Below are 26,034 nucleotides of genomic sequence, written 5' to 3' on the forward strand. Positions count from 1 at the left end.
CTATTTCTTAAAAAAATCTTAAATGACCACCTACAAAAAGTAGGTGGTCATTTATAGGGCAAGCTTTGTCATGCTGCGTTTTAGAAAGTTTCTAGTTCGGTCAAATTGGGGGTTTGTAAAAAGATCTTCTGGATGACCTGTTTCAACTATTTCCCCATTATCCATAAAAATAGCTCGGTTTGCCACTTCTCTCGCAAATTCCATCTCATGTGTCACGACAATCATTGTCATATTTTCTTCAGCAAGTTGCTTCATAACTTGCAGTACCTCCCCCGTTAATTCAGGGTCCAAGGCGGAGGTCGGCTCATCAAACAACAAAATTTCAGGGTTCATCATAAGCGCCCTGGCAATGGCCACTCTTTGTTTTTGACCACCAGAAAGAGTTGTCGGATAAGCATTTGCCCAATCGGAGAGCCCAATTTTTCCTAGTAGCTCTGTGCTCTGCCTTTCTATATCTACATTTAATTCTTTCTTTACCATTCTAGGTGCAAGCTCAAGGTTTTCTTTAACTGTGAGGTGTGGAAATAAGTTAAATTGCTGAAAAACCATTCCCATTTTTGATGTAATCCGTTTGATTTCCTTTTGTTTTAAATAAATACCATCTCGAACCAAATAATCTCCAGATATACATATACTTCCTCCGTCAATTTCTTCAAGATGAACTAGGCTGCGGAGCATCGTACTTTTCCCTGAGCCCGAAGGTCCAATGATGGCAACAACATCGTTTTTATTAACCTTAAAAGTAATTTGTTTTAGCACATCCAATTTTCCGAAAGATTTTTTCAAATTGGAAACTTCAATAATCGACATATTCAACACTCCTTCTATTCAAATTTAAAACGGCGTTCAAACCACTTAAAAAGTATGGTTAAAAGAAGCGTCATGAGTAAATAAATGAGACCTGCGATAAAAAATGGCATAATGGTAAAGTCACGATTGACTGCCGTTTGGGCATAGTGCAATAATTCTGGAACTGCAACTGCATAAAGTAATGCAGTATCCTTAACTAAAGTCACAGATTCATTAGCAACAGCAGGAAGGGCAATTCGAAACATTTGAGGCAGAATCACTCGGGTAGTCGTTTGCCACTTAGTTAAACTAAGCACTTTGGAAGCTTCGTATTGACCTTTATCAATTGCCAAAAGACCGCCGCGGAAAATTTCTGCAAAATAAGCGGCATAGTTTAAAACGAAACCCAAACATGCTGCGACAAAACGGTCTAAAACCAAATATTCCCCGATCACAGGTAGCATCGGTAATCCGAAGCAAATAAATAAGAGCTGCAATAAGAGCGGTGTACCACGCATCAAGTAAATATAACCTTGGGCAACTATAGACAAAGGTTTGAAACTACTGTTTACTCCTATTGTTAAAACAAAGCCCAGTGGAATCGACGCCACAATAGCAATCAAAAACAAAAGAACCGTCATTTGTGCGCCTTCTAGCATCGGTTTAAGTATTCCAATCATATAGTCAATTGTCATAAGAAGTCCTCCAAAAACAAAACAGGTTCCTTACGGAAATCCTGTTTTGACTTATATATTCACCATTACTTTAATACGATATCCTCACCAAACCACTTTTTCGAAATTTCAGCAGCCGTTCCGTCCTCATTCATCTCATCTAATGCTTTTTGAAGCTTTTCAAGCAATTCCTCGTTCCCTTTCTTTACTCCTACACCATATTCTTCAGGAGCAAGAGACTCATCGAGTATCTTAAAGGTATCTTTCTCTTTCGTCATATAATAGTCAATGACAACTTCATCTATTATGACCGCATCCAAACGACTGTTTTTTAAATCGCTTAACGCTAATACATTATCGGTAAATTCAGTAACCTCTTTGACTTTAGATTTAATTGGATTAGCGTTCAAGGCATCTGCAGCTGAAGAAAGTGATTGAAGTCCAACAACTTTTCCTTCTAAATCAGCTAATTTTGAAATATTTGAATCAGCCAACGTAACTACAACTTGTGCATTTTTCAAATAAGGTTTTGTAAAAAGAACTTTTTCTTTACGTTCGTCTGTAATGGTATATCCATTCCAAATTAAATCAATTCTACCACTGCTTAGTTCAGACTCTTTTGTTTGCCAGTCAATTGGTTGAAATTCAAACTTAACACCCATTTTTTTCGCAGCTGCTTTAGCATAATCGATATCGAAACCAACAATTTCGTTGCTCTCATCCCGGAAACCCATAGGTGCAAATTTATCGTCTATCCCAATCACCAAAGTTTTAGCTTGTTCTTTCGAATCTGCTTTAGAACATGCAGTGAGAATTGAAAATATTGATACTAAAGCTAAAATTATTGCCGCAATACGTTTCATTTTTAATAACCACCTTTATAATTTTTTAAAATTGTAATTTACACTTCACTTTAGTTCGCTAATATATTAGTGCGATAAAATATAATAAAGTAAAACTATCATAAATTAATATAGATTGTCAACAAAATATTTTAGTGTATTAGCAGACTAAAGGATTGGTTGATTTTTTTTAAAAGGAAAGAAAACTTAAAAAGCTATCAAATAAGATTAATTAAAAGTAAAAAAAGCTAGAGGGATCGATTGTGAATCCACAAGACTTCGTCAATAAATTTCCTTATTTGCACAATTTCTTCATACTTTTAAAGTAGAATAGAACTACTCAATTGAAAATAGGTGAACAAATTGAAGAAGCTTTCGATTAAACTTGGGATTTTATTTTTTTTAATTATTTTTGGTTTAATGACGTTCATGTTTTTCTTTTTACATGAGGGGATTGCAGATTCTAGAGTTGAAGAAGAGCTTAATGCACTTCGAACAAGAGGAAATTCTCATAGGGCCATTCTTGAAAAACAGTTTGATGAGGAAACAATTCATCACGTTGTTTTAATGGAGTCTGAATCGAATACGGATGTCGTGATTACAAATGAAACCCGAAAAGTACTAGCCGCTTCTGGTTTGAGCAATATTTTAAGAAAATATCCAAAGTCACAATCTTCCACTATCCCTAGAAAGGGTAAAATTGTTGAAGGAAATTGGGATAAAGAACCTTATATTATAACGGTCAGTCCTATTCAAACAGAAGAAAAAATTGTTGGGTTTGTTTACATGTTTCAAGATACAACATCTATTCATTCCTTAATTCACCGTTTAAATGAACACTTTATATTAGCAGGCTGGATTTCCATTTGTCTTACAATAATCATTATTTTCTTTTTATCGAAAGGAATTACTAAGCCTCTTATTAAAATGAAAGAAGCAACCTCTCAAATTAGCAAAGGAAATTTCTCCATTTCCTTACCTAAAACGACTGAAGATGAGTTAGGTGATTTAGCTAGATCGATTGAATTGTTGGCAACTGATCTCAATTATTTAAAAGAAGAGCGGAGTGAATTTTTGGCTAGTATCTCCCATGAACTTAGAACTCCATTGACCTATATAAAAGGGTACGCAGATATTGTAAATAAACGAAATCTTTCCAATGAGGAAAGACAAACATATTTGAAAATCATAGTAGAAGAATCCAATCGATTATCCGATTTAATTAAGGAATTATTTGAGCTAGCAAAAATAGATCAAAATTCTTTTTTGATTCAAAAAGAGCTTATCGATTTGAATCAATTTTTATCGAATATTGAACATAAGCTTTCACCAGCGTTTCAAGAGAAACAAATGAAGATTGAAATATTTTGCCAACCCAATACAATGATAATGGCCGATCCATTGAGACTCGAACAAATCATGATCAACTTATTGGATAACGCATTGAAGTACTCACAAAAAGAGGCACTAATCCAATTGAGAGTATGGAAAAACAAGGATTTCACTCATATTTCTGTTCAAGATAATGGAAAAGGCATTCCCAAAAAGGATATTCCATATATATTTCAGCGCTTTTATCGTGTTGATAAATCTCGAACGAGATCCCTTGGAGGAAAAGGACTTGGACTAGCTATTGTTAAAGAGCTCGTACACGCTCATGGAGCAGAGATTCAGGTGAAAAGTAACGAAAATATTGGCACTGAGTTTGAAATCATTTTTAAAGGAGCAAAGTAACTATGAAATCTATTTTATTAATAGATGATGAACGAATGATGCTAGATTTATTAGCTTTATATTTGTCTCCACTTGGTTATAACTGCATTAAGAAAGAATCTGCAAGGGCTGCGATAAAATATTTGGAGTCACATTCGGTCGATTGTGTCTTATTAGATATCATGATGCCTGAGATGGACGGATGGGAGGTATGTCAGGAAATCAGAAAATATTGGAATACTCCTATTATTATGCTGACAGCCATAAGTGAGAAAACAGATATTGTAAAAGGTTTAAAACTTGGTGCTGATGACTATATTTCTAAACCTTTTGATGAGGAGGAATTAACTGCAAGAATTGAAGCAGTCTTACGCAGACATAAAAATGAGACAGGAAAAATTTCGTTTGAAAACCTGATACTGGATCAAGATTCATACCAACTTCTACATAACGGTACCGTTATCCCATTAACACCTAAAGAATTTGGGATGATTAGTTTATTTCTAACTAACCAAAATAAAGTTTTTACGAGAGAGCATTTAATTACGTCCATTTGGGGATATGATGTTTCCACTGAAGACCGGACCATTGACTCTCATGTCCGAAACTTACGAGAAAAGCTTCGAAAGGCTGGTTTTCGAGCTGATAATCACTTACTTACCGTCTGGGGAGTAGGTTATAAGTGGACAGGAAAGGAATAGTTTGTGGAAAATCTATTGCTAGAAAGGTTCGCTGATAAGCCGGTTTTGGTAGCCATCATAAGTATAGCTCTTAATGTCGTAATTGCTATTTCAGGAATACTTCCCAGTACTTTTATTACAGTTGGCACAGTAGGAATTATGGGGCTAAAAATTGGCTTGTTTATTTTGATTATAGGTGAAGCAACAGGTGCCATTGTTAGTTTTTATCTTTATCGAAAAGGGTTTCATAAACTTTCATCCCGACCGAAATTTTTTAAGTTTAACAATAGGTCCCTGCTAAAGCTAAAAAAAACAAGTGGAATAACAGCTTTTTTATTTGTCATTTTACTTAGGTTATTACCGTTTGTGCCTTCTGGTGCTGTTTCACTTACAGCAGCCATAAGTAAAATTGGGATTCTCTCCTTTAGCATTGCCAGTACTTTAGGAAAAATTCCAGCTTTAATTATTGAGGCGTACTCCATTTCCATTGTCATTGAATTAAAACCCGAAGGGCAACTTGGAATAGTTACCCTAATCTTTCTATTTTTTCTTTTCCTTTTACTTTGGAAAAGGGTTGTCACAAAAAATAAAGACCGTTAGCTAAATAGCTAGTGGTCTTATTACATTCCCCAATAAGTGATTGTATCAAGAATACCTAGAATGAGCATGATCACACCTGCGACTCTTTGAACAATCGCGCCTATCATTCTACCGCTCTTTTTCATTAATTTTCCGCTTAAACCAAAATACCAAATGATAAAAATAGCCAATAGTAATGGCAACGATGTTCCTATTGCAAAGACACTAGGAAGAACAGCCCCATATGAGACAGATAAAGACATTGGCATAAGGGTAACGAAAAACAAAATAAACATTGTAGGACAGAATCCAAGGGTGAAACTAACTCCCATAAGAAATGCACCCAATTTCCCACTTTTCTTCAATCTATCAAGTATGGAACCTAGAGAAAGTGAAATATTGATTTTGATAATACCCATCATGAAAAGCCCAACCACCACTAATATAGGTCCTACTATTTTTCTAAACCATGGAAAATAGATGATAAAGCTGGATTTAACCTCGCTTCCTAACATCCACATAATGAAACCAAACAAAGAAAATACAACTATTTTTCCTGATATGAAAAATAGTATTTCTGCCCACGCAATCTGTTTTTGAATAGACTTATTTCCGTAAACAGTAACCGCTCCTAGATTTCCTGTAAACTGACACGGGGCTAATGCACCAACAATTCCAAGTAGGAAAGCAAATAGAATGGGGAGCCCCTCCATACTTCTTGCAATATTTAAAATGGGCTGCGTTAGAATATTACTGATTTGGTTAAGGTACTCATACATCTATTCCTTCTTCTCCTTATTAAATCTAGTTTTTTAATTTTATTTTCTAACATTCTATTATTCAAAACTATATTTAATTAGATTAAATCATAGATATCGAAATTTTGTGCATAGTTATAAAGGTTTAGCTAAGAAACTACTACTTCCCCCATACCAACAGGCCGTTACCCTTTTAGTAACGGCTATTGAATCGAAATTCATGTTAATATTTTTTATAGAAAATATAAATGTATCCAAACTTTATTTCATAATGCTTATACCATTCGGAATTTCCCCGACATCAATTTTATCAATGACTTTGTTTTGTTCAGTATTAATTACTGTTACCGTATTTTCAAACATATTTGTTACATAAAGCCGTTTACTGTCTGGGCTTGTTACTACTCCATGAGCGCCTTTTCCTGTTTCAATCGATGTTTTTACCTTCATGGATCCCAAATCAATTACAGAAACTGAAGTAGAAGGTTCATCTTCGGTTCCTTGATTAGCCACATATGCAAATTGATTATTTCCATCCACGTATACTTGAGCTGGACCTTTACCTACCTCTACTTTTTTTACATGATCGGTTGCTAAATCAACAATTGCAAGCATATTTTCAGCATATAAAGTAACCAATAGTGTTTTACCATCAGAAGTAATCCCTGTTGTAACTGGAGTTGAACCTAATTTAATCTTCTTTTCTTCTTTCATTTCCTCAAGATTTATGACACTGATTGTATCTTCTCCCATATTAGCAATATAAGCTTTTTGACTATCCGTAGAAATTCTAAATCCATGTGGCCCTTTTCCTGTCTCAACTGTTTCAACCAAGGTAAAGCTTTCTGTATCAATGATCGAAAGGTCATTATCTTCATTATTTGTAACTACTGCATATTTCCCATTTTCCGTAAAGACAATATGAGCAGGATGATTGCCAACTTCAATAGATTTTAATAGATCATTTGTGGCAGTATCGAAGAACAATGCTTTCCCTTTCATTTCCATTGAGTCTTCATCATGTGATCCATGCCCCATTTCTGGAACAACTGTAGCACCGAGAGTTTTACCATCAGGGGAAACTTGTACATTGTGAACTGCACCATCCACTTTAATGGTATCTACTACTTCATTGGTGGATGCATTGATTTTGGTGATACTGCCTCCTTCATTTGCTGTAAAAAGGTATTTTATATTCTCCAAACTAGACTGATCAGTATCAGCTTCTTCCTTTGGAGCCCCGTCTACTTCATTCTCTTTTTCTTCTGATTTGGAACTACATCCACCAAGAATTCCCCCTATTAGAATCAATAAAATAAATATCCCCAATTTTATTTTTTCCATTGTCTATTTCCTCCCTTTTAAATCTATCGTAATTTTATTGGCACCAAATTACTGGAGGTGTGATGTATTTCACTTTGTAAAAAAAGAAAGATAACTTCGTAAAGTTTTGTGAAAATCCATAAAAACTGCAAATCTATCTCTTAAAATAAATAATTTGTTTGAAATTTCATCATATAAAATTAAAATATTTTTTCTTAAATTTATATTTCTTAGATAAATCCATAATTTCTGCAAATTTATTAAGTAAGATCAATTTGAATAAATTATAGGGGTGTTTTCAGATGAGGTTTAAATTTATTACATTGATTGCTTTTACAATTCTCATACTTGCTGCATGCTCCTCCAATCAAAGTGGGAACATGAAAAATATGGATCATGAGAATATGAATCAAGATAAAACTGATGAAAATAGAAAGGAAAGCAAATTAGATGGATTAGAAACTACAAGTACTGAAATATTGACAGGAAACGAATTTATGCTTGTTGCTAAAGAAGCTTCTCACCAATTAAATAGTAATGTGGCTGTAGATGCTTGGACTTTTAACGGTTCTGTTCCAGGATCGCAAATCCGTGTAAAAGAAGGAGAAAAGGTCAAAATTAATTTAAAAAATGAACTTCCTGACCCTGTTACCATTCACTGGCACGGAATTCCTTTAACGAATGAAATGGATGGGATACCTGGTGTTACTCAAAATGCCGTTCAGCCTGGCGAATCTTTTACATATCAATTCATTGCAACCGTTCCAGGAACTTATATGTACCATACCCACCAGGATGGTGTAAAACAGCTTGATAAAGGTTTATACGGTTCGTTTATTGTCGAGCCGAAAGCAAAAAACTATGACAGAGATTATACTATTATGTTAGATGAATGGATAAGTAAGCCTGAAGTATCAGATTCAGGGATGGGTGGTATGAATCATAGTAACATGAATGGCAGGCACTCAAGTGAAAATTCAGAGGACAAAGATAATAACATGACTATGGGACACAGTATGAATGATTACGATATTTTTACAATGAATGGAAAAAATGGAGATGCTATTAAACCTTTAAAAATAAAGAAAGGAGAAACCGTTCGAATTCGATTAGCAAATATCGGGTATTTATCTCACAAAATTCATCTTCACGGACATAAGTTTAAGGTGGTTGCTATAGATGGGCAGGAATTAAACAAACCGCAGGAAATCAAAGATCAATTAATTACAATTGCTCCGGGCGAACGATATGACATTGAATTTACTGCTAATAATCCTGGAGATTGGTATCTTGAATGCCATGGGAATATGGAAGGCACTAATGGAATGAAAACGATCATTCAATATGAGGGAGAAAATGAAAATAAAGACCAGTCTGACTTAAGTAAAAATTTACCAGTATTCACTTACAGCAATTATGGAGGTCAAAAAAACGGCGAATTTACATTAAAACAGGAGTATAACCTAGAATACACAATGGATTTGAATACAGCTATGGAAGGAAATAATATGGTTTTTTCCATCAATGATAAGATCTTCCCAAACACCGATAATATTAATGTAAAAAAAGGGGATTTAGTAAAAGTAAAGCTAGTTAATAACTCACCAATGGATGATCACCCAATGCACTTACACGGGCACTTCTTCCAAGTATTGAGAAAAAATGGTAAACCCATAGCGGGGTCTCCAATTATTAAAGATACAATCAATCTACAGCCAGGGGATGAATACATTGTCGCTTTTAAAGCTGATAATCCTGGAAACTGGATGTTCCACTGCCATGACCTACACCATGCATCAGCAGGGATGGTGACTATGGTTAAATATGAAGGATTCAAACCAAACTTCACACCAGATCCAAGTGCAGACAATAAACCAGAGTAATCAATAATCAAGTAAAAATAAAACTGCCATTTTAACCTTTATCAAAAAGTCGACATGGGTGTCCTCACGAATGAATGTGACAAAATTTCGAACAAAGTGGATAATACACAACCAATTACTGATGAACCATTGAATCTTCATTCAAATTTGGTTATTCTACTGGAGATATACTGTTATAACTTAATAATAAAGTAAGGAGAATAAGATGAAGAAATATATATTTCCCGTACTAACGGTCTTCACTTTAGTTACAGGTTGTTCATCTTCATCCGATGAAGATAATTCAAGTAAACATCAAGATCAAAAAGTACCTGTATTAACCTATGAAAAAGGTAGTGATGATTGGTCAGTCGTCACTTCTCTTACAGATAGTCCAAAAGTTTTGGAAGCCTATCAGTTTGCTACAGCACACCCTGAAGTGTTAAATTATATGCCGTGTTATTGTGGATGTTATGAAGAAGATGGACATACTAGCAACACGCATTGCTTTGTCGATCATGTAGAAGGTACCACTGTAACTCTTGATACAATGGGCTTTTCCTGAGGGGTTTGTGTAGACATAGCCCGTGAGGCTAAATCAGAGTTTGAAAAGGGAACACCGTTAAAAGATATTCGAGAAATGATAGACAAGAAATATGAGGGAATAGGAACACCATCAACCCCAACACCATATCCGGAGGGGTAGGTCATAAACGTACAAGCAGTGAACCGAAAATGCGTTCACTGCTTTGTGTTTGTTTTGGGTTATTTTTTATAACTTACTCTTTATTGACAGGTACCTTATTATAACCCCAATCCATCTTGCCACATTAATTCCCTTATTTTATCCATACCCATTCTGTTTACAAATTTATGAACCGCTTCTCTCTTCTTACCGTATCTACGATATACTTCAAGAAATCCTTCAACGTTCTCATATAATTGACTTTCATCCAGGTTTTCACTTAACAAACTACCTATCTTTGCGTCTGCTCCTTTTGATTTTCCACCAATATATAGGTTATATTTATCTCTTATTTTCATAATTCCTATATCATTTATTAATGGTTCACCACAACCAATAGGGCATCCTGTATATGCAGCTTTTACTGTAAACGGGACGGGTGTACCGGCGATTCTCTTGTTTAATTCTATTGCAGTTGGCATACCTTCCTCTTCTCGGCCTTTACAAAAATTACATGTCCGTAGGCTTTTCACAAAGTTCCCCACAGGATAACAATGCAATCCAACTAGTTGAAACTCAGTTTGAACTTCCTCTGCTTTATCTTCAGGTATTTCAATATAAAGTTGCTGGAAAGTTGTAAGCTCTAATTGGTCACTTTCTTCCATATATCTTGCTATGGTTAATAATTGTTGGGCTGTTAATTTCGAACCAAAGTCTATTCCACCATTCACAGCTAGTTTAATTTTATTTTCCGAATCCATTTTTCGCACCTCGCAAATTTCCAGTCATTAAATATCAACTTTACTGTAATGTGCTATCCATCTATTAAAAACGGAACCTATTATTAAGGCTCCGTTGATTAATCATTATTTAATTTCTACAACATATGGAAACACATTTACTTCTCCATTAAATTTGAACTCTGCCCAGATTTTATATTTTCCTGGTTGTGTGAATTTCGTTTCAAATACTGGCTTATCCCCATCTAACGGATGGACATGTATATAATTTTCAGCATTTTCATCTAGAATAACAACATGACCAAGTGCTCCGAGATGCTGTTCTGGATGTTCGCCATTCAAATCAAAATTCAACTGAATTTCCTCATTTGCCACTAAAGAAGATGGCTGTAAGGTTGCGCTATGTCCACCGGAAAGTTTAACAAGACTTGTATCCGCCTCTAAGTTGCTATGTTCATGTCCCTCGCTTGGATTACCTTTAATAAACGTAATCGGTTGCACTTTATAACTTAGATTCTTCGGCTTAATATCAACAAATATTTTGTACTCTCCATCTTTTAACGTGTGTGGAGTTTTAAAAACCCCTGGTTTTTCAGTAACGGGATGCAAATGATTGTATACTTTCAAGTCCGAGCTAACGACAATTAGATGCATCAATTTTTCATGGTTAACCTCTATTTCCGAAACTGGCTTACCTTGTGCATCTTTTAATGTAATAACCAAATCGCCATTTTCCTCATGGATCATTGGCAATACTTCACTTTCACCAACGCTTGTTGATTCATGATCAGAATGACCTTCTGAATGCCCTTCTTCTTCACTACTTTCTGAATGGCTTTCATCTTGACTGTGTTCTTCCTTCACTTCTGAATGATTGGTTTCTGTGGCATGTTCTTCGTTAACGGCTGTATGTTCCGCTTCTGGCTCATTTCCAGTGAAGGAATAGTACGCATAATATCCTCCAACAACAATGAGCAGATAAACAACTGCTGATAGCGCCCATTTTTTCATAAAAATTCTCCTCTATAATTTGACTCTTTGTAGACGTAATGCGTTTAAGACTACTGACACAGAACTAAATGCCATTGCAGCTCCTGCAAGCCACGGTGCTAAAAATCCTATTGCTGCAATCGGAATTCCAAGCGTATTATAACCAAACGCCCAGAATAAATTTTGTCTAATATTACGAATCGTTTTCTTACTCATAAAAATCGCATCGGCAATGCTGTTTAAGTCGCCGCGAATTAATGTTATATCCGCTGCTTCCATGGCTACATCCGTCCCAGTTCCAATCGCCATTCCGATATCTGCGATCGCTAATGCTGGGGCATCATTAATTCCGTCTCCAACCATAGCTACTTTCTTACCTTGTTGTTGTAGCTTTTTCACCTCATCAGCTTTACCTTCTGGAAGAACTTCCGCAATCACATGATTTACTCCAGCTTGTTTCGCAATCGCCTCGGCAGTTTGTTTGTTATCACCAGTAATCATGATGACTTCTAGACCCATTTCTCTCAAACGCTTTATTGCGGCAGGGGATGTTTCTTTAATCGTATCTGCAACCGCTACTATACCTGCATACTTACCGTCAATTGCTACTAGCATCGCTGTTTTCCCTTGCTTTTCAAGAGATTCCATTTGTTCTAACACATTCTCAATCTCAATATTGAATTTTTTCATTAAGCGACGTGTTCCAATAAGGACTTCTCTACCGTCAATTATTGCTTTGATACCATATCCAGGTATTGCCTCAAATTCGCCTACTTCTTTAAGAGAGATACTTTTTTCTTTAATCCCTTCAACAATCGCTTGAGCAAGTGGATGTTCAGATTGTTTTTCGGCAGAACCGACAAGGGTTAAAAATTCTAAGTGCTTATAATCAGTGATGATATCCGTTAACACAGGGGCACCATTAGTAATCGTTCCTGTTTTATCAAGAATAACGGTATTAATGCGATGAGTCATTTCAAGGTGTTCGCCACCTTTAAATAAAATACCGAACTCTGCTGCACGGCCAGATCCAGCCATAATCGAAGTCGGAGTGGCTAAACCTAATGCACATGGACATGCAATAACGAGAACTGCAATTAATTTTTCAAGGGCTTCTGCGAAGTTTCCTGGATCAACCCAAATGAACCATGCTAGGAATGTCAAAATAGCTATCCCTACTACGATAGGCACAAATATCCCCGAAATCGAATCGGCTAATCGTTGGATTGGTGCTTTAGAGCCTTGTGCTTCTTCTACTACTTTAATAATTTGCGCTAATGCTGTATCTTTTCCAACCTTTGTTGCTTTGATTTTGATGAAGCCATTTTTATTAATGGTTGCGCCGATGACTTTATCGCCAACCGTTTTATCTACTGGAACGCTTTCTCCAGTAATCATCGATTCATCAAGGGCAGAACGTCCTTCTAGAATCTCGCCGTCAACAGGAATTTTCTCACCTGGTTTGACGAAAATAATATCACCAGTCACAACATCTTCTAACGGGATTTCCATTTCTACTCCATCTCGTAGAACCATTGCCGTTTTAGCCTGTAAGCCCATTAATTTCTTAATAGCTTCAGACGATCTTCCTTTTGCTTTTGCTTCGAATAACTTTCCAAGAATAATCAATGTAATTAAAATAGCACTTGTTTCAAAATAAAGTCCTTCGATATGGGTTCCATTTTTGAGCCAGTCGATGGATAAATACAAGCTGTAAAAATAAGCGGCTGATGTACCAAGTGATACGAGTACATCCATATTGGCACTGCCATTTCTAAGTGCTTTATAGGCTCCTACAAAAAAATGTTTGCCGATATAAAATTGAACAGGAGTCGCTAAAGCCATTTGAACCCAAGGATTCATGAATGCATCTGGTACATATAGGAAAGAAGTGAAACTAAAATGACCAACCATCGCCCATAAAAGCGGAAGCGATAATATAAGAGAGAAAATAAACTTCCCTTGCTGTGTCTCAATTTCCTTCAATCGTTTATCTACCGTTTCTTTTTCGCTTTCATCACTTTTTACACTTGCTCCATATCCTAATTTTTCAACCTTTTGGATCATTTCTTTCGGTGAAAGCAAGGATGGATTATATTCCACAGATGCCTTTTCTAGGGCAAGATTCACGTTAGCGTTCATAACCCCATCCATTTTGTTAAGCCCTTTTTCAATTCTTGTAGCACATGCGGCGCATGTCATTCCTGTAATATCGAACTCAGCTTTTTCTGTAACTACATCGTAACCTAAGTCTCTGATTTTTTTCTGAATATCGGCAGGTCCCATCGAGCTTGAGTCGAATTTAATTGTAGCCTTCTCTAGGGCGAGATTGACGTTTGCCTCCTCTACGCCATCCATTTTCTTTAATCCTTTTTCAATTCGGATTGCACATGCTGCACATGTCATTCCTGTTATTTGAAATTGGCTTTCTTGGATTTTTTCACTCATATCCATTCTCCTTATACCTATATAGGGTATATTTTTTTGAAAAAGAGAGCGTGCTATTTTCTAGCACGGTCTCTTTTTGCGTAATCTAGCGCAAGCGTCCTAGCCCCAATGTACATGATGTACTAGTGTCGACAATACGACAGGACGTCGAGTTTTGTTTAGTTAACATCATATCCTTGATCATCAATTGTTTCTTTAATCGCATCTAAAGTTACTTCAGCTGAATTGTATTCTACATCCACTGTTCCATTTTCAAGATGAACCTTAACACTAGAAACTCCTCTTAACTCACCAACGCTACCTTCAACTGACTTTACGCAATGTCCACAAGACATACCAGCTACATTTAATGTTACTTTTTCCATGATTATCGTCTCCTTTTATTTTGGCTGTTTTAAAATAGCCTTATTTTTTCATTAATCGTTGAATGGTTACAAGAACCTCATCTAGAACTTCCATATCGCCTTCTTGAATTCTATCAGCAACACAGCTTTTCAAGTGACCTTCTAACAAAACCTTTGCCACACTATTTAATGCAGATTGGGTCGCTGATATTTGGGTAATGACATCGTCACAATACGTGTCCTTTTCAATTAATCCTTTAATTCCGCGTATTTGTCCTTCAATCCGATTTAAACGAGTAACTAAATTTTTCTTTACTTTATCGGAGTGATGGCTTTTGCGATCGCTAGAAACGGTGCAACAATCTTCTTCGATGTGGAGTGGATCATTTTCAAATTCATTTACCATTTTCATTCCCTCCTTGGTTTTTATTATATTATACCCCCGTACAGTATGTAAAGTACTAAATTAAACTTTTTTTATTATTTTCTATAAAAAAGAAAGAGATTGAATTAATACTTCATGCATTTTTGAAAATGAGACATGAGCAAAAGAAATTTATAATAGTATGAACAAAATTGAGTACTTGATTTAGGAGGTTCAAAATATGCTAAATTGGGAGCAGATAAGAGAAAAGAGAAAACGACGTTTTGTCATGCTTTATGGATAGTCCTATCAGTACCCTTTATTCTTGACTATTATCTCATTAAGTTTATCATTCATTCATTCATTCATTCATTTAGGTTGGAGTTTATCTTTTTTGAATTTGTAATATTTTGGATAACTTACATTTCCCTTGGTTCACTCTTTGGTCTATATGGTTGGAGTAGGATGGAAAAGGATATTGGGGTTATATATAGAATTATAGGATAAGCTAATGAGATAGGTGGATATGTATGAGCAAAATAATAGATTATTATAATCAATTTGATGAATGGGGAAGACTAGATCGGGAACCGATTGAATTCCAGGTTAACTGGCACTATATTAAAAAATATTTACCTAAAAAAGGATGTGTTCTTGATAATGGTGCTGGACCGGGTAAATATTCAATGGAACTTGCCAAAGATGGTTACCGCGTAACACTAACGGATCTAACTCCAAAATTAGTTGAAATTGCTGAAACAAAAGCTAAAGAACTTGATTTAGTCAAACAATTTGATGGTTTTTATTCTGCTGATGCTAGAGAACTAATCATGATTAAAGACGAACAGTATGACGGAACCTTAATGCTTGGGCCAATGTATCATTTACAGGAAGAGGAAGACCGTGTGAAAGCCGTGCAAGAATTATTTAGAGTTACAAAAAAGAATGGATTGGTCTTTGTTGCTTTTATGCCTAGAATTAGACATATACTGACATCACTTTTATCCCCAGAAAATTGGAAACCGAATAATAGTATGGATACAATCATGCAATTTTCTAGGTCAGGTTGCTTTAACCACCAAGATGAGGGGCGTTTTACGGGTGCTTATTACATTAATATAGAAGAGATTAATCCTTTTATGGAGGCACATGGATTCGAAAGTTTGGAACTAATTGGTTCAAATGTTGGAGCTATATTATCCAATGACAGTTGGAAATACTGGAGAGACAAAGGAGAAAAGGAGGTGAATAAAATAATTAACTTAATTAAAGATAGAGCTTCAGATCCCTACATTCTAGGGGTTTCCTCACATTTGCTTTATATTGGGCGAAAAAAGTAGCTTAATATCAAAACTTTTAATTTTTGTGAAATATTTGAGAAAAGGAATTAGTAAAATGACAACTTCAAAAAAAAATCTAAGGACCTGCAACAAAGGACACAACTATTATAAATCCAGTGACTGTCCAACCTGTCCGATTTGTGAGCAGGAACGTAAACCTAACAATGGATTTCTCTCAATTCTCTCAGCACCGGCCAGACGTGCGTTGGAAAACAATGGGGTAACCTCATTAAAACAACTATCAAAATTTAGCGAAAAAGAGATATTGCAATTTCACGGTATGGGGCCAGCTTCTTTACCTAAACTTAGAAATGCTTTACATGAAAATGGCTTATCTTTTAAAAATTAACACATGATGTCAATCCTAGCCTAGATTTTGCGGACATCATTTCCGTTATTTATGGAAAAATGGGTTAATATCTTATTTTTGTGGACTAATGTATGTTCTCTTAGTCTTTAAATTAAGGTCAGTTTATTTAAATAACGTACTCAGTGTCCGCGAAAAAAATTAATTTAATTGATCATCTGTTTTGCTTACTGAATTACTTCTTCTTTTTATCTTTTTCAAAGTGAACAAGCATTCTCTGGTTTCCTAGGTCTTCTTACAAGTTCTCCCCCACAATTTGGACAAATATGATTCATTTCGTCCGAGCAAGGGGAGCAAAATGTACATTCATGAACACAAATATAAGCGTGAGAATGATCCTCAATTGATGAATTACAACGTTCACATTTATTTCTCATCTCTAATGTCATATTAATAGTTGCCCCTTTCTAATATGATTACAGGATAAATATAACATTATAATCCAATCGATTTAAGGGACAGTTTTTGACTTGAATTTGGGGACAGGTTTACGTTTTTGCACTCCTGAATTTAAGCGCTCGTTTATAGAAAGTGATTTCGTTGCAAGTTCCAAAGCCATATCCTTGGTTTTCCCTAAATTAGATATATAGAACCATCAAATCCTCGTCAAAATATTGACCGTTAAATTTTAAGGCATTTCGTTCTACGCCATAGACTTCAAATCCCACCGACTTGTATAGCCTCTTTGCGAAGTCATTTTTAGATACAACAGCTAAGTTTATTTGTTCCAAACCATCAAAATTGCTTGCCTTTTTTATAAGTTCAAGCATTAGCGATTTTCCTATACCTAGCCCGCGACTTTCTCGTGCTACATACATTCCGAAAACATTCCCTTTATGATTTGTTTTAAGGCTGTTTTCACGTATAAAAGTAACGATTCCAACTAACGATCCCTGATCATTGCAAGCACCAAGAACAAATTTATCCGCAGTTGGTATTATTCGCTCTCCGACAGTTTCTAGTGAGAATTCTACTTCTCTTTCATATGTTGAGCCAAATGCTTCAGGATTCACTTTTAATGCAGTCAATCGTAATTCTTGGTAAATCTGAGCATCAAACTCATTTAAAACTCGTATATTCATTAGCTTTCCCTCATAAATTAATGTTTCACTTCTATAAAATACATGGTATCCAACTAAAAAGCTTTTTTCTACAAAAAAATAACATCATCGCCATTAAATTAGCTCTGATGTTTATTAATTTAGCTTAGTACACCTTAGATTGAGCCATTTTCCTAATTTCTCTAAAAGCCAAAAATATATAAGTCGGCTTTACTTAGGTTTCTCAACCATTCAAATTATTTTTCCGACTTATCAGCCTTTTTCAACCCCGTCATTGATCGATATATTTGGGTATACATACTTCCTTGAACAATGTTTTCTATGAAAAATTCACTGATTAGTGTCTTATATTCTTCATCCTCAAACATCTTCTTATTTTGTAATTCCATTTCTGCTAGACCTTCGTAGGTTGATAGAAAAACATAGGTATGATCCTCACCAGATATAGGTGCTAATAACTCAACCTTATGATCATATTGTTCTTTCCTGTAACTCTGGATCATTCTTAAATTCTTAATTGCATCCACGAATTTATCCTGTTTGATTTCGAATGTTTGGTACACATAAACTGACATTCATAAGGCCTCCAAGCGAATCAAAATAATATCGTTAGAATACCCTACATTGTTACAATATATTCCAAAAGGGAAATGATCGATCAATAAGCTTCAAAAAAACAATAGCATTTTTCATATAGTTTTGGAGCTACTATTACAAAACTAGTTGTATGTTTGGTTATTTTCTTTTAGTTTTAAATTAGTAAGATATTCATAAAAAGGAAGCGAATTAAATGGAAGCCGTTTTACATGGAATCATTTTAGCATTCGGTCTCATATTACCTTTAGGAGTACAGAATGTATTTGTATTTTCCCAAGGAGCCACACAACCAAGACTCCTTCGAGCACTCCCAGCAACTATTACAGCTGCTCTATGTGACACATTTTTAATCCTTTTAGCTGTCTTTGGATTATCTGTTATCGTTTTGCAATTTGAATGGCTTCGACTTAGCTTAATGATTGTAGGAATTTTATTTCTACTTTACATGGGGTATGCAATTTGGCGATCCAAACCAGCAACGACTGAAACGAATAAAGCATTACCAATCCGTCAGCAAATCATCTTCGCTTTATCTGTTTCTTTATTAAATCCTCATGCGATATTGGATACAGTAGGCGTCATCGGTACAAGTGCTTTAAAATATGTCGGAACGGAACAGGTTTTATTTACCATCGCATGTATTACTGTGTCTTGGATATGGTTCCTTGGATTAACACTTGTAGGTACAATCATGAAGAAGTTAGATCGATCAGGAGGTCTGATGAACATATTTAATAAATTCTCTGCTTTATTTATTTGGGGAACAGCTCTCTATCTTTTGATTGGAATTATCTAACACAATAAGAAATTGGAAAATAAATTATCATCTAAATAAATCGATACATAGAAGATAAAATTGGCAAAAAATAGGCAGTCAAGAAAGTCATTGCAAGCGACTTTTTTGACTGCCCTGTTAGATTCAATTTATATGGTTGATACTAGTCTTCCAGTCGTATCATCATTGATAGTCTGGGCTGGATAGAGGTAGACATCTGGGTTACGCTTACATAATTTATCCCAAGCTTCTACACATTTAGGATCAAAGTGACTACCTTTTTGCTCTATCAGGTACTTCATTGCATCTTCATGTGTCCACGCCTTCCGATAAGATCGCTCTGAGGTCAAAGCGTCATACACATCGGCAACAGCTACAATTCTAGCTAAATATGGAATTACTTCGCCCTGTAGTTGCTCCGGATAACCACTACCATCCCATTTTTCATGGTGAGATAAGATAATACTTAATTCCTCTTTTGTAAACCCAAGATCTCTACACATCTCATATCCTTTTACGGGATGTGCTTCAATCAGAATTCTTTCATCCAAAGTTAATCTTCCTGGCTTATTTAATACTTCATCAGGGACACTCATTTTCCCGACATCATGAAGTAATGTTCCTTGAACAATTGAACGAAGCTTTTCTGGTTTTAAGTGTAGTTCCTCTGCTAGTTTTAAAGCATACATCGTTACTCTAAAAGTATGACCGGCTGTGTATGTATCTTTTTTTTCTGTAGCAATAACGAGATCTTTAACCCTTGGTGATATACTGCTCGTAATTCTTTCAATTGGGTCATTCGTGAACAAAGCAAGTAAAGAACCAACAAAATTCCCTCTAATAAAGTATTGCTTTATTAAACCGACAAGCATAATAATCATCGAAGCTAGTAATAAAAAATGGTATAACCACCAACTCAATTTCCAAACTTCCCCAAATGTCATAATCACCTGTGAAACGATAATCCAACCAGAGCTGTAAACAATAGAAATTTGCAGTGGAAACTGTGTATATTCATAGGATTGATAGTATCGATACATTGAAAAAATATTTAAGATGACAGTAAATGCCATAAAAATCCAATTAAATGGTTTGTTCGTAATTGGAATGAAATCGACTAAATGCGGAGCAAACATACTTGATAGCCCAAAGATCGTTAAAGCCCCGATCCATATCGGAAGTAAAAATCGCTGACGTTCCGCAAACCATTCTACTAATCGATGATCCGATGGCAAGGAAGATAACCATATCCAAAATGTAGCGAGAAGCATACTTAGCTGAGCAGCTATACTCGGTAAATGTGACATTTTAATAAGAAAATCTGGTGTCGATAATCCATGCACGGAAAACATTTGCGCAAGAGAAATAAAAGACAAAGCGAGAAAGCTGATCTTTATATTCCTAAGCTTACTCCCAACAATCCCTACTGAAATAGCTATAATACTAGATAAAAAAGACACAGCACTTACAATATAAAAATGACCGTTTGGCGCATGTAAATTTGGATCCACAAATAAACCTAAGTTGAAACATTCGAACAGTAATAAAGGTAAGGTCATAGCTATAACTAAACTTACCAAACGGTAATTCTTCATGGATTACCTCCAATTTTCGACAAATTCAAACAATTTATTCAATTTAATATTACCACATTTAGATTAATCCTTCTATTCCTTAGATGTCAGAAAATTATTATTTTTTTGGAGATAGTAGTAATGACCTTTAGTCTTAATTTTATAGATAAAGGAGAAGCTTGATAATAGAATAATAAAAATCCCTGACACGATTAAACGTGACAGGGATTTTTTTATTCCTTCGTTTCCAGCATAAGCTCTAATATCAATTGATCTGTTTGCAGTGTACCTTGATTTCCCAGCTTACAAAAGCTTTCGATACTTTTTTCGACATTATTATGAATAAATCCATCTGTGGCTTGGATTTTTTTCTGATTCATAGCTAATAATGCAGATTGAACGGCTACATTTGAACAGGTGGATACTTTCATTGCACAACCTGCCTTTGCCCCATCACAAATCATTCCTGTTATATTACCGATTGTGTTTTGAACAGCGGCTTCCACTTCAATAAGTCCTCCACCTAATAAGAAAGCAATCGCACCGCTCGCCCCCATCCCTGCAGCAGTGACACCGCAAAGAGCTGAAAGTCTACCAAATTTAGATTTAATGTGAATCGTTAAAAGATGGCTTAGTGCCACTGCTCGAATCATCGTGTCTTGATCGACATTTAATTTTTCGGCTACTGCTACAACTGGCAAGGTTACGGCAATACCTTGATTACCACTTCCCGTATTAGCCATAACCGGCATAGTTGATCCGGCCATTCTTGCATCAGAACCCGCTGCGGCCAGTGACATTGCTCTTGTTGCCAAATCATCTGATAAATAACCATTTTCAACGTTTTCCCGAATAGTTTTACCAACACTGAGACCGTAGGGATTTTCTAACCCTTCCAAACCAATGGCTTTGTTTAATTCAATACTTTTTTTCACAAGATCAAGTTGACCCAAATCTACCTTTGTAATAAATTCAAATACTTCAGCAATATTAATTTCTTCTAATGAATCTTGATCGGATACGATTCCGATATTCTCACATCCTCCTTGATAAATGGCTTTTCCATTTACTTCAATGAGGGTAATATTACTATGATTATCTGCGATAACGACCTTTACTTGTTCTTCGTCTGATTTTGCGGTGATCTCAATGTAAAGCTTTTTTGGGGATTCTGCTATCGCAACATTGATTCTCCCAGTTTGAATTAATTTCAACGCTTCTGTTTCATCTTCAGCTGTTAGATTTTCAAGTACCTCCAATTTTTTATCTGGATTACCTGCGACAAATCCAATGGCAGTTGCAAAATCTATTCCCGTTGATTTCATCCCCGGAATTCCGACCGCTTTTGCATTTTTTAAAATATTCCCACTCACTTGAACTATAATTTCTTGTACAGGTTTTTTTATATATTTCTTAGCCGTTGCAGAGGCTAATGCAATGGCTACTGGTTCCGTACAGCCTAATGCGACAACTAATTCTTGTTCGAGAATCCTAATCATTTTTTGCTGATCCATTCTGACATCCACCTCTATATTGTGATTATCTACATTATCTAATGGGACGATTTAATTCCTTAGTATAAAGTATAAGTGAATAATCAAAATATTGCACCGAAAAGAGATTTAAAAAACGCAACTAGGTTCCTCACCTAATCACGCTGTAAAATCTTTTTAAAGTAATTTGATGACTTAAGGCTTATTTGATGATCCCAGTTTCAACAATTTCCGTTTCAATTTTAGTATTTATTTCAATTGTGGGGTAAACCTTCTCCCAATTCATAAGCTTCCATTCCTTAGGATGGTACGCTTTTATTCTCTTACCAATTCCGAAATAATCACTATTTGCCTTTTGGAGTTCACTTATTACACGATCCGACATTTTAGCTAATTCTTCATTAATCCTTTTGGTCAATTTATTTATCTCTCTTTTACTTTCTAAGTTGTCTAAAGGATATTCTATAATATGCAAATTCAATTTTATCTTAATCTCCGCCTTAATGTGATCACCAGAACCTACCTTTATTTTAAGATCATGTTTTTTTAAAAAAGCATGTATATTAACAAATTGATTTCTTTTTCTTTTCTCCTTTGGGTTTACTTTCAAAGTAAATCGAGTTAAGTTACTTTGTTCATTATTTAATAGTAATAAAAGGGTTGCGTCTTCTCCGGTAAGACTCACTCCAGAATACTTTTTTCCATGAAAAAGTGCCATTCCAGAAATTTTTATTTGATCATTATCCGATTTTTCAATCATAGGCAAAGCAAAATCTTGTCCTTCATTAAAGATGATCGGGCATATGGACTGGATATTTACTTTCGGAATAAAAGTATCATCTTCCGCACTTTCAATTATTTTTAGAAGTGCATCACTAACCATCTTTTCTTCGACCAGCTTTAAGGAAATAATATCTTCAGCCCTCCCTTTAGTTATCGCTATTTTTGCCCCTAATGAATTCCTTGGATAGCGATACAGCACATCAAAAATAGGGTAAATATCTTTCTTCGCTAAGTCCTCCCCTATCACATAAGCCAATATTTTATTTGGAGCATAGTTCCCAGCTACTTCTTTCTCTAAATTCATCCTTGCTTGGCGAAAAGTATTCCCACTTGATTTCATAATAACCGATGTAAATGCTGGTCTGCCTGTTCCAGCCGCATCTTGCTTTGGGACATGGATATCAGTTGTTTGGCGTAACTCTCCATTTTCAGTTTCATCTAGCCCAATTCCTATAGCTAACCGTGCTTCCTTGAGTTGCTCTTGATCCCAACATCCTGAGAGTAGGAAAACGGAAACGGATAGAACAAAAATCAATAATGGTATCTTCATGAACTAAAACTCCTAGTTTTGAACTTTTTCAATATTAATGAAAGGGCTAAAAGAATCAATGGAATGACAGCAATAAATATATAACTAGCTAATGAAACATACTTTCCAAACGCCTGAATTTCCTTCTCTGATGATGGAATAAGGGCTATACCGTAAACAAGAATGGATAAATACCAAACCGGATACTTTCTTTTTCCTTTATGAAACAGCTTAGCCGCGCCCATACTAGCGATATATAAATAAACAACGCACGAGGTCATCATTGGAAAAATCCAATAAGACAGCACAATCATGTCCACTCTTTCAATCAAGCGAAAACTCAAGCCCTTCAACATATACAGAACAGGTTCAGGAATGATAGCTATTTCCTTTGGGCTAAATATAACTAGGCTTAGTATTGAAAAATATAGATAAAATAGAATAACAGCCACATTGGCCCATGCAACTCGCTTATACGATCGAAATTCTATTCCTTGTGTAAGTGGTAGAATGATTAATATAATCTCAAATCCTAATAAAGAAACGATAACTTCATGAGCTCCTAATACAATAGGTTTAAATCCCGTGTGACCAATCGGTAGTAGATTAGTAAAGGATAAATTTTGGGAAAAAGTAAAAAGAGATACGACAAACAGAACTATCAATATCACATTTACTATTGTAAAAAATCGAGCAATCACTCTTAAATTTTGTTTGCCTAGGTAAATTCCCGCAGTTAATATCAACAGAAGAGTCACCGCTTTAGGTGTCGTTTCTAATATCCATCTTTCGATCAGATCCCCAAATAAAACCAATACTAGACTCATTACCATTACACCATACAGTATATATGCGGTATTAATTATACTTCCCACATACTTCCCTAATACTGTTTTAGAAATTTCAAAAATCGTTTTACCTTTATGCTCTCTCATTAATAGCCATATAAGCAATATGAAAATCTGGATGCAAACACCCGCCATTATAACGGAAATCCATGAATCACTTTTCGCATAATGATGAGCATTATAGGGTAGCGATAGGAAACCAATCCCAATTTGTGCTTGAATAATAACGAAAAACAATTGATTTTGAGTAATTGTTTTTTCATTCATTTTTCTTCCACCCTCTTGGATTACCCATTCTTCTCACATCTTGTGATCTCGTTGTTGATGGCCTTTTTTTCATCGTCCAAATTGGAAAACGAAAAAAAGTATCCTTGTTTTCTTCCAATTTAAAGGGTGCTAATGGAGAAAAATATGGTTGTCCAAAGGATTCTAATTTACATAAATGAATGAGAATAATCATTAAAGCAAAAGCAATTCCGATAAATCCAAATAAAGAAGCTGCTATACTAATAGGAAAACCTAATAATCGAATTGTTGAACTCATTTCATTTACGGGTATCGTATAGGATGCAATCGCTGTCAATGCAATGACAATAATCATCGAATTGGACACTAAGTTGGCTTCTACTACAGCTGAACCAATTACTAAACCTCCGACAACACCGATGGTTTGGGCAATCGGACTAGGCAGACGGGTGGCTGCCTCACTTAATAGCTCTAAAATAATCGCCATCGATAATGCTTCAATAATTGGAGGGATAGGAACATATTCTAACGTTCCTTTTAATGTGAGCATAAACTCATAAGGAACCACTTCATAATGGAAGGATACTACGGCAATATACACTCCAGGCAACACCAAAGCAATATACAGGCTGAGGAGACGAATCATGGTAAGAAAAGATCCAATAAAAAAGCGGATATTATAATCATCTGGTGATTGGAAAAAGGCAAAAAAATTAATCGGTGCAATTAGTGCAATCGGACTGCTATCTGCTAATAGCGCAAATCTACCCTCCATTAAATTCGCAACGACACGATCAGGTCTTTCGGTACTCAACATTTGCGGAAAAGGCGAAAAAGATTCGTCCTCAATAAACTCAAGTAGATATCCTGGTGATTGAATATATCCTACTTTTGAGTAGGATAATCTATATTCCAATTCTTTTAAGACTTCTTTATTAATAAGGTTATCAATATAGACAATCGCAATTTTTGTATTTGACCTTTCCCCAAATTCCATATATTTAACAACCAGCTTTTCATTTTTGGCGACTCTTCGCACCATCTGTATATTTGTAGATAAGCTCTCAATAAAGCCATCATGTGAACCTCTAATAATATGCTCACTTGAAGGTTCTTGTATGGCTCGATCCGTTAATCCAGATGTACTAAAAATATAGGCAAATTCCTTATTTTCTTGCAGTAATATAGAATAACCATTTAATAGTTGGACATTTAAATCATCCAAATTATCAATTTTTTGCGCTTTTAACAGGATATCGTCAGACTTGTTCAAGCCTTGAATGATAATCGTTTCTATTTTTTCTTTATCTACTAACGTATCGATAAATATTAATGTTCCAATATGATCAATTTCTCTTTGAACTAAATCGCCTGTTTGTACAAAACTTTCGGTAATACTATGAATATTCTCCTGTAAGTGTGGGGAGAGTTTTTTTCGATCCTCACTGACAGAATAACTAATTTTCGTTTCATCACTTTTTCTTCGTATTCTCTTTTTAAACATCCTCACCCTACCTTTATATTAGTCATAGGAAAATACTTGTAGGTTATTTTGTTATATTCAGTAGTTACTATTCATATTAAAATGAAAAAATATGCAAAAAAATGCCCTTCATTTATAAATGAGGGC

The 26,034-nt window shown here is 35.3% G+C and carries 26 protein-coding genes; 8 read left to right on the top strand and 18 right to left on the bottom strand.

Annotated features, from left to right (window positions below; all coding sequences use genetic code 11):
* Positions 1 to 51: 51 nt before the first annotated feature.
* The 3 genes from ACFSO7_RS10410 to ACFSO7_RS10420 form a co-directional block, all read right to left on the bottom strand.
* A complete protein-coding gene (locus ACFSO7_RS10410; protein WP_377877230.1) occupies positions 52 to 810 on the bottom strand; it encodes an amino acid ABC transporter ATP-binding protein in 759 nt (252 codons plus the stop codon).
* A gap of 14 nt (positions 811 to 824) precedes the next feature.
* Positions 825 to 1,484 (bottom strand): amino acid ABC transporter permease, encoded by a 660-nt coding sequence (locus tag ACFSO7_RS10415; protein WP_377877231.1) that lies wholly within the window; start codon positions 1,482 to 1,484, stop codon positions 825 to 827.
* 65 nt (positions 1,485 to 1,549) lie between these two features.
* On the bottom strand, positions 1,550 to 2,326 hold the full coding sequence (locus tag ACFSO7_RS10420) for an amino acid ABC transporter substrate-binding protein (RefSeq protein WP_377877232.1): 777 nt from the start codon (positions 2,324 to 2,326) through the stop codon (positions 1,550 to 1,552).
* Positions 2,327 to 2,668: 342 nt separating this feature from the next.
* On the opposite strand from ACFSO7_RS10420, the gene ACFSO7_RS10425 reads away from it, so the two are divergent.
* Genes ACFSO7_RS10425 through ACFSO7_RS10435 form a run of 3 tightly spaced genes read left to right on the top strand, consistent with a single transcriptional unit; the run spans position 2,669 to position 5,298 of the window.
* Positions 2,669 to 4,039, top strand: a complete 1,371-nt coding sequence (locus ACFSO7_RS10425) for a sensor histidine kinase (protein ID WP_377877233.1) — start codon at positions 2,669 to 2,671, stop codon at positions 4,037 to 4,039.
* A gap of 2 nt (positions 4,040 to 4,041) precedes the next feature.
* A complete protein-coding gene (locus tag ACFSO7_RS10430; RefSeq protein WP_377877234.1) occupies positions 4,042 to 4,719 on the top strand; it encodes a response regulator transcription factor in 678 nt (225 codons plus the stop codon).
* Between the two features lie 3 nt (positions 4,720 to 4,722).
* Positions 4,723 to 5,298 (top strand): TVP38/TMEM64 family protein, encoded by a 576-nt coding sequence (locus tag ACFSO7_RS10435; RefSeq protein ID WP_377877235.1) that lies wholly within the window; start codon positions 4,723 to 4,725, stop codon positions 5,296 to 5,298.
* Between the two features lie 20 nt (positions 5,299 to 5,318).
* Here the strand turns inward: ACFSO7_RS10435 and ACFSO7_RS10440 are convergent, their stop codons facing one another.
* Positions 5,319 to 6,056: an urease accessory protein UreH domain-containing protein gene (locus tag ACFSO7_RS10440; protein WP_377877236.1), complete on the bottom strand. Its 738-nt coding sequence runs from the start codon at positions 6,054 to 6,056 to the stop codon at positions 5,319 to 5,321.
* Positions 6,057 to 6,296: 240 nt separating this feature from the next.
* Positions 6,297 to 7,379 carry a YncE family protein gene (locus ACFSO7_RS10445; RefSeq protein ID WP_377877237.1) on the bottom strand — a complete coding sequence of 361 codons (1,083 nt, stop codon included), beginning with the start codon at positions 7,377 to 7,379 and terminating at the stop codon, positions 6,297 to 6,299.
* Positions 7,380 to 7,660: 281 nt separating this feature from the next.
* Between ACFSO7_RS10445 and ACFSO7_RS10450 the strand changes: the two genes are divergently transcribed.
* On the top strand, positions 7,661 to 9,241 hold the full coding sequence (locus ACFSO7_RS10450; protein WP_377877238.1) for a multicopper oxidase family protein: 1,581 nt from the start codon (positions 7,661 to 7,663) through the stop codon (positions 9,239 to 9,241).
* 205 nt (positions 9,242 to 9,446) lie between these two features.
* Positions 9,447 to 9,926 (top strand): PCYCGC motif-containing (lipo)protein, encoded by a 480-nt coding sequence (locus tag ACFSO7_RS10455; RefSeq protein ID WP_377877239.1) that lies wholly within the window; start codon positions 9,447 to 9,449, stop codon positions 9,924 to 9,926.
* 98 nt (positions 9,927 to 10,024) lie between these two features.
* Here ACFSO7_RS10455 and ACFSO7_RS10460 read toward each other — a convergent pair whose 3' ends face one another.
* The 5 genes from ACFSO7_RS10460 to ACFSO7_RS10480 form a co-directional block, all read right to left on the bottom strand.
* Positions 10,025 to 10,666: a nitrite/sulfite reductase domain-containing protein gene (locus ACFSO7_RS10460; RefSeq protein ID WP_377877240.1), complete on the bottom strand. Its 642-nt coding sequence runs from the start codon at positions 10,664 to 10,666 to the stop codon at positions 10,025 to 10,027.
* A gap of 105 nt (positions 10,667 to 10,771) precedes the next feature.
* The gene (locus tag ACFSO7_RS10465) at positions 10,772 to 11,656 is read right to left on the bottom strand and encodes a hypothetical protein (RefSeq protein WP_377877241.1); all 885 of its coding nucleotides are present in this window, start codon (positions 11,654 to 11,656) and stop codon (positions 10,772 to 10,774) included.
* A 12-nt stretch (positions 11,657 to 11,668) separates the two neighbouring features.
* Positions 11,669 to 14,083, bottom strand: a complete 2,415-nt coding sequence (locus ACFSO7_RS10470; protein ID WP_377877242.1) for a heavy metal translocating P-type ATPase — start codon at positions 14,081 to 14,083, stop codon at positions 11,669 to 11,671.
* A 158-nt stretch (positions 14,084 to 14,241) separates the two neighbouring features.
* The gene (gene copZ / locus ACFSO7_RS10475; RefSeq protein WP_377877243.1) at positions 14,242 to 14,448 is read right to left on the bottom strand and encodes a copper chaperone CopZ; all 207 of its coding nucleotides are present in this window, start codon (positions 14,446 to 14,448) and stop codon (positions 14,242 to 14,244) included.
* 40 nt (positions 14,449 to 14,488) lie between these two features.
* The gene (locus ACFSO7_RS10480; RefSeq protein WP_377877244.1) at positions 14,489 to 14,833 is read right to left on the bottom strand and encodes a metal-sensitive transcriptional regulator; all 345 of its coding nucleotides are present in this window, start codon (positions 14,831 to 14,833) and stop codon (positions 14,489 to 14,491) included.
* Positions 14,834 to 15,321: 488 nt separating this feature from the next.
* Here ACFSO7_RS10480 and ACFSO7_RS10485 point away from each other — a divergent pair, with 488 nt between their 5' ends.
* Both ACFSO7_RS10485 and ACFSO7_RS10490 read left to right on the top strand, forming a co-directional pair.
* Entirely contained in the window at positions 15,322 to 16,131 is an 810-nt protein-coding gene (locus ACFSO7_RS10485) for a class I SAM-dependent methyltransferase (RefSeq protein WP_377877245.1), read from the top strand.
* A gap of 55 nt (positions 16,132 to 16,186) precedes the next feature.
* Positions 16,187 to 16,480 (top strand): RNA polymerase alpha subunit C-terminal domain-containing protein, encoded by a 294-nt coding sequence (locus tag ACFSO7_RS10490; RefSeq protein ID WP_377877246.1) that lies wholly within the window; start codon positions 16,187 to 16,189, stop codon positions 16,478 to 16,480.
* 215 nt (positions 16,481 to 16,695) lie between these two features.
* Here the strand turns inward: ACFSO7_RS10490 and ACFSO7_RS10495 are convergent, their stop codons facing one another.
* From ACFSO7_RS10495 to ACFSO7_RS10505, 3 genes are all read right to left on the bottom strand, one after another.
* Positions 16,696 to 16,887, bottom strand: a complete 192-nt coding sequence (locus ACFSO7_RS10495; RefSeq protein WP_377877247.1) for a DUF1272 domain-containing protein — start codon at positions 16,885 to 16,887, stop codon at positions 16,696 to 16,698.
* A gap of 189 nt (positions 16,888 to 17,076) precedes the next feature.
* Positions 17,077 to 17,580 (bottom strand): GNAT family N-acetyltransferase, encoded by a 504-nt coding sequence (locus ACFSO7_RS10500; RefSeq protein WP_377877248.1) that lies wholly within the window; start codon positions 17,578 to 17,580, stop codon positions 17,077 to 17,079.
* Between the two features lie 215 nt (positions 17,581 to 17,795).
* The gene (locus tag ACFSO7_RS10505; protein ID WP_377877249.1) at positions 17,796 to 18,134 is read right to left on the bottom strand and encodes a hypothetical protein; all 339 of its coding nucleotides are present in this window, start codon (positions 18,132 to 18,134) and stop codon (positions 17,796 to 17,798) included.
* Between the two features lie 215 nt (positions 18,135 to 18,349).
* Between ACFSO7_RS10505 and ACFSO7_RS10510 the strand changes: the two genes are divergently transcribed.
* A complete protein-coding gene (locus tag ACFSO7_RS10510; RefSeq protein WP_377877250.1) occupies positions 18,350 to 18,952 on the top strand; it encodes a LysE/ArgO family amino acid transporter in 603 nt (200 codons plus the stop codon).
* A gap of 128 nt (positions 18,953 to 19,080) precedes the next feature.
* Here the strand turns inward: ACFSO7_RS10510 and ACFSO7_RS10515 are convergent, their stop codons facing one another.
* The 5 genes from ACFSO7_RS10515 to ACFSO7_RS10535 all read right to left on the bottom strand — a co-directional run bounded on the left by ACFSO7_RS10515 (position 19,081) and on the right by ACFSO7_RS10535 (position 25,908).
* Positions 19,081 to 20,526 (bottom strand): HD-GYP domain-containing protein, encoded by a 1,446-nt coding sequence (locus tag ACFSO7_RS10515; protein ID WP_377877251.1) that lies wholly within the window; start codon positions 20,524 to 20,526, stop codon positions 19,081 to 19,083.
* A 212-nt stretch (positions 20,527 to 20,738) separates the two neighbouring features.
* The gene (locus ACFSO7_RS10520; RefSeq protein ID WP_377877252.1) at positions 20,739 to 22,019 is read right to left on the bottom strand and encodes an L-cysteine desulfidase family protein; all 1,281 of its coding nucleotides are present in this window, start codon (positions 22,017 to 22,019) and stop codon (positions 20,739 to 20,741) included.
* 181 nt (positions 22,020 to 22,200) lie between these two features.
* Positions 22,201 to 23,331 (bottom strand): Ger(x)C family spore germination protein, encoded by a 1,131-nt coding sequence (locus ACFSO7_RS10525; protein ID WP_377877253.1) that lies wholly within the window; start codon positions 23,329 to 23,331, stop codon positions 22,201 to 22,203.
* Positions 23,328 to 24,425: a GerAB/ArcD/ProY family transporter gene (locus tag ACFSO7_RS10530; protein ID WP_377877254.1), complete on the bottom strand. Its 1,098-nt coding sequence runs from the start codon at positions 24,423 to 24,425 to the stop codon at positions 23,328 to 23,330. The genes ACFSO7_RS10525 and ACFSO7_RS10530 overlap by 4 nt, the downstream gene beginning before the upstream one ends.
* Positions 24,418 to 25,908 (bottom strand): spore germination protein, encoded by a 1,491-nt coding sequence (locus ACFSO7_RS10535; RefSeq protein ID WP_377877255.1) that lies wholly within the window; start codon positions 25,906 to 25,908, stop codon positions 24,418 to 24,420. The genes ACFSO7_RS10530 and ACFSO7_RS10535 overlap by 8 nt, the downstream gene beginning before the upstream one ends.
* Positions 25,909 to 26,034: the final 126 nt, after the last annotated feature.

The sequence above is a fragment of the Bacillus sp. CGMCC 1.16607 genome, assembly GCF_042683745.1.
Taxonomy (GTDB): Bacteria; Bacillota; Bacilli; order Bacillales; family Cytobacillaceae; genus Pseudoneobacillus.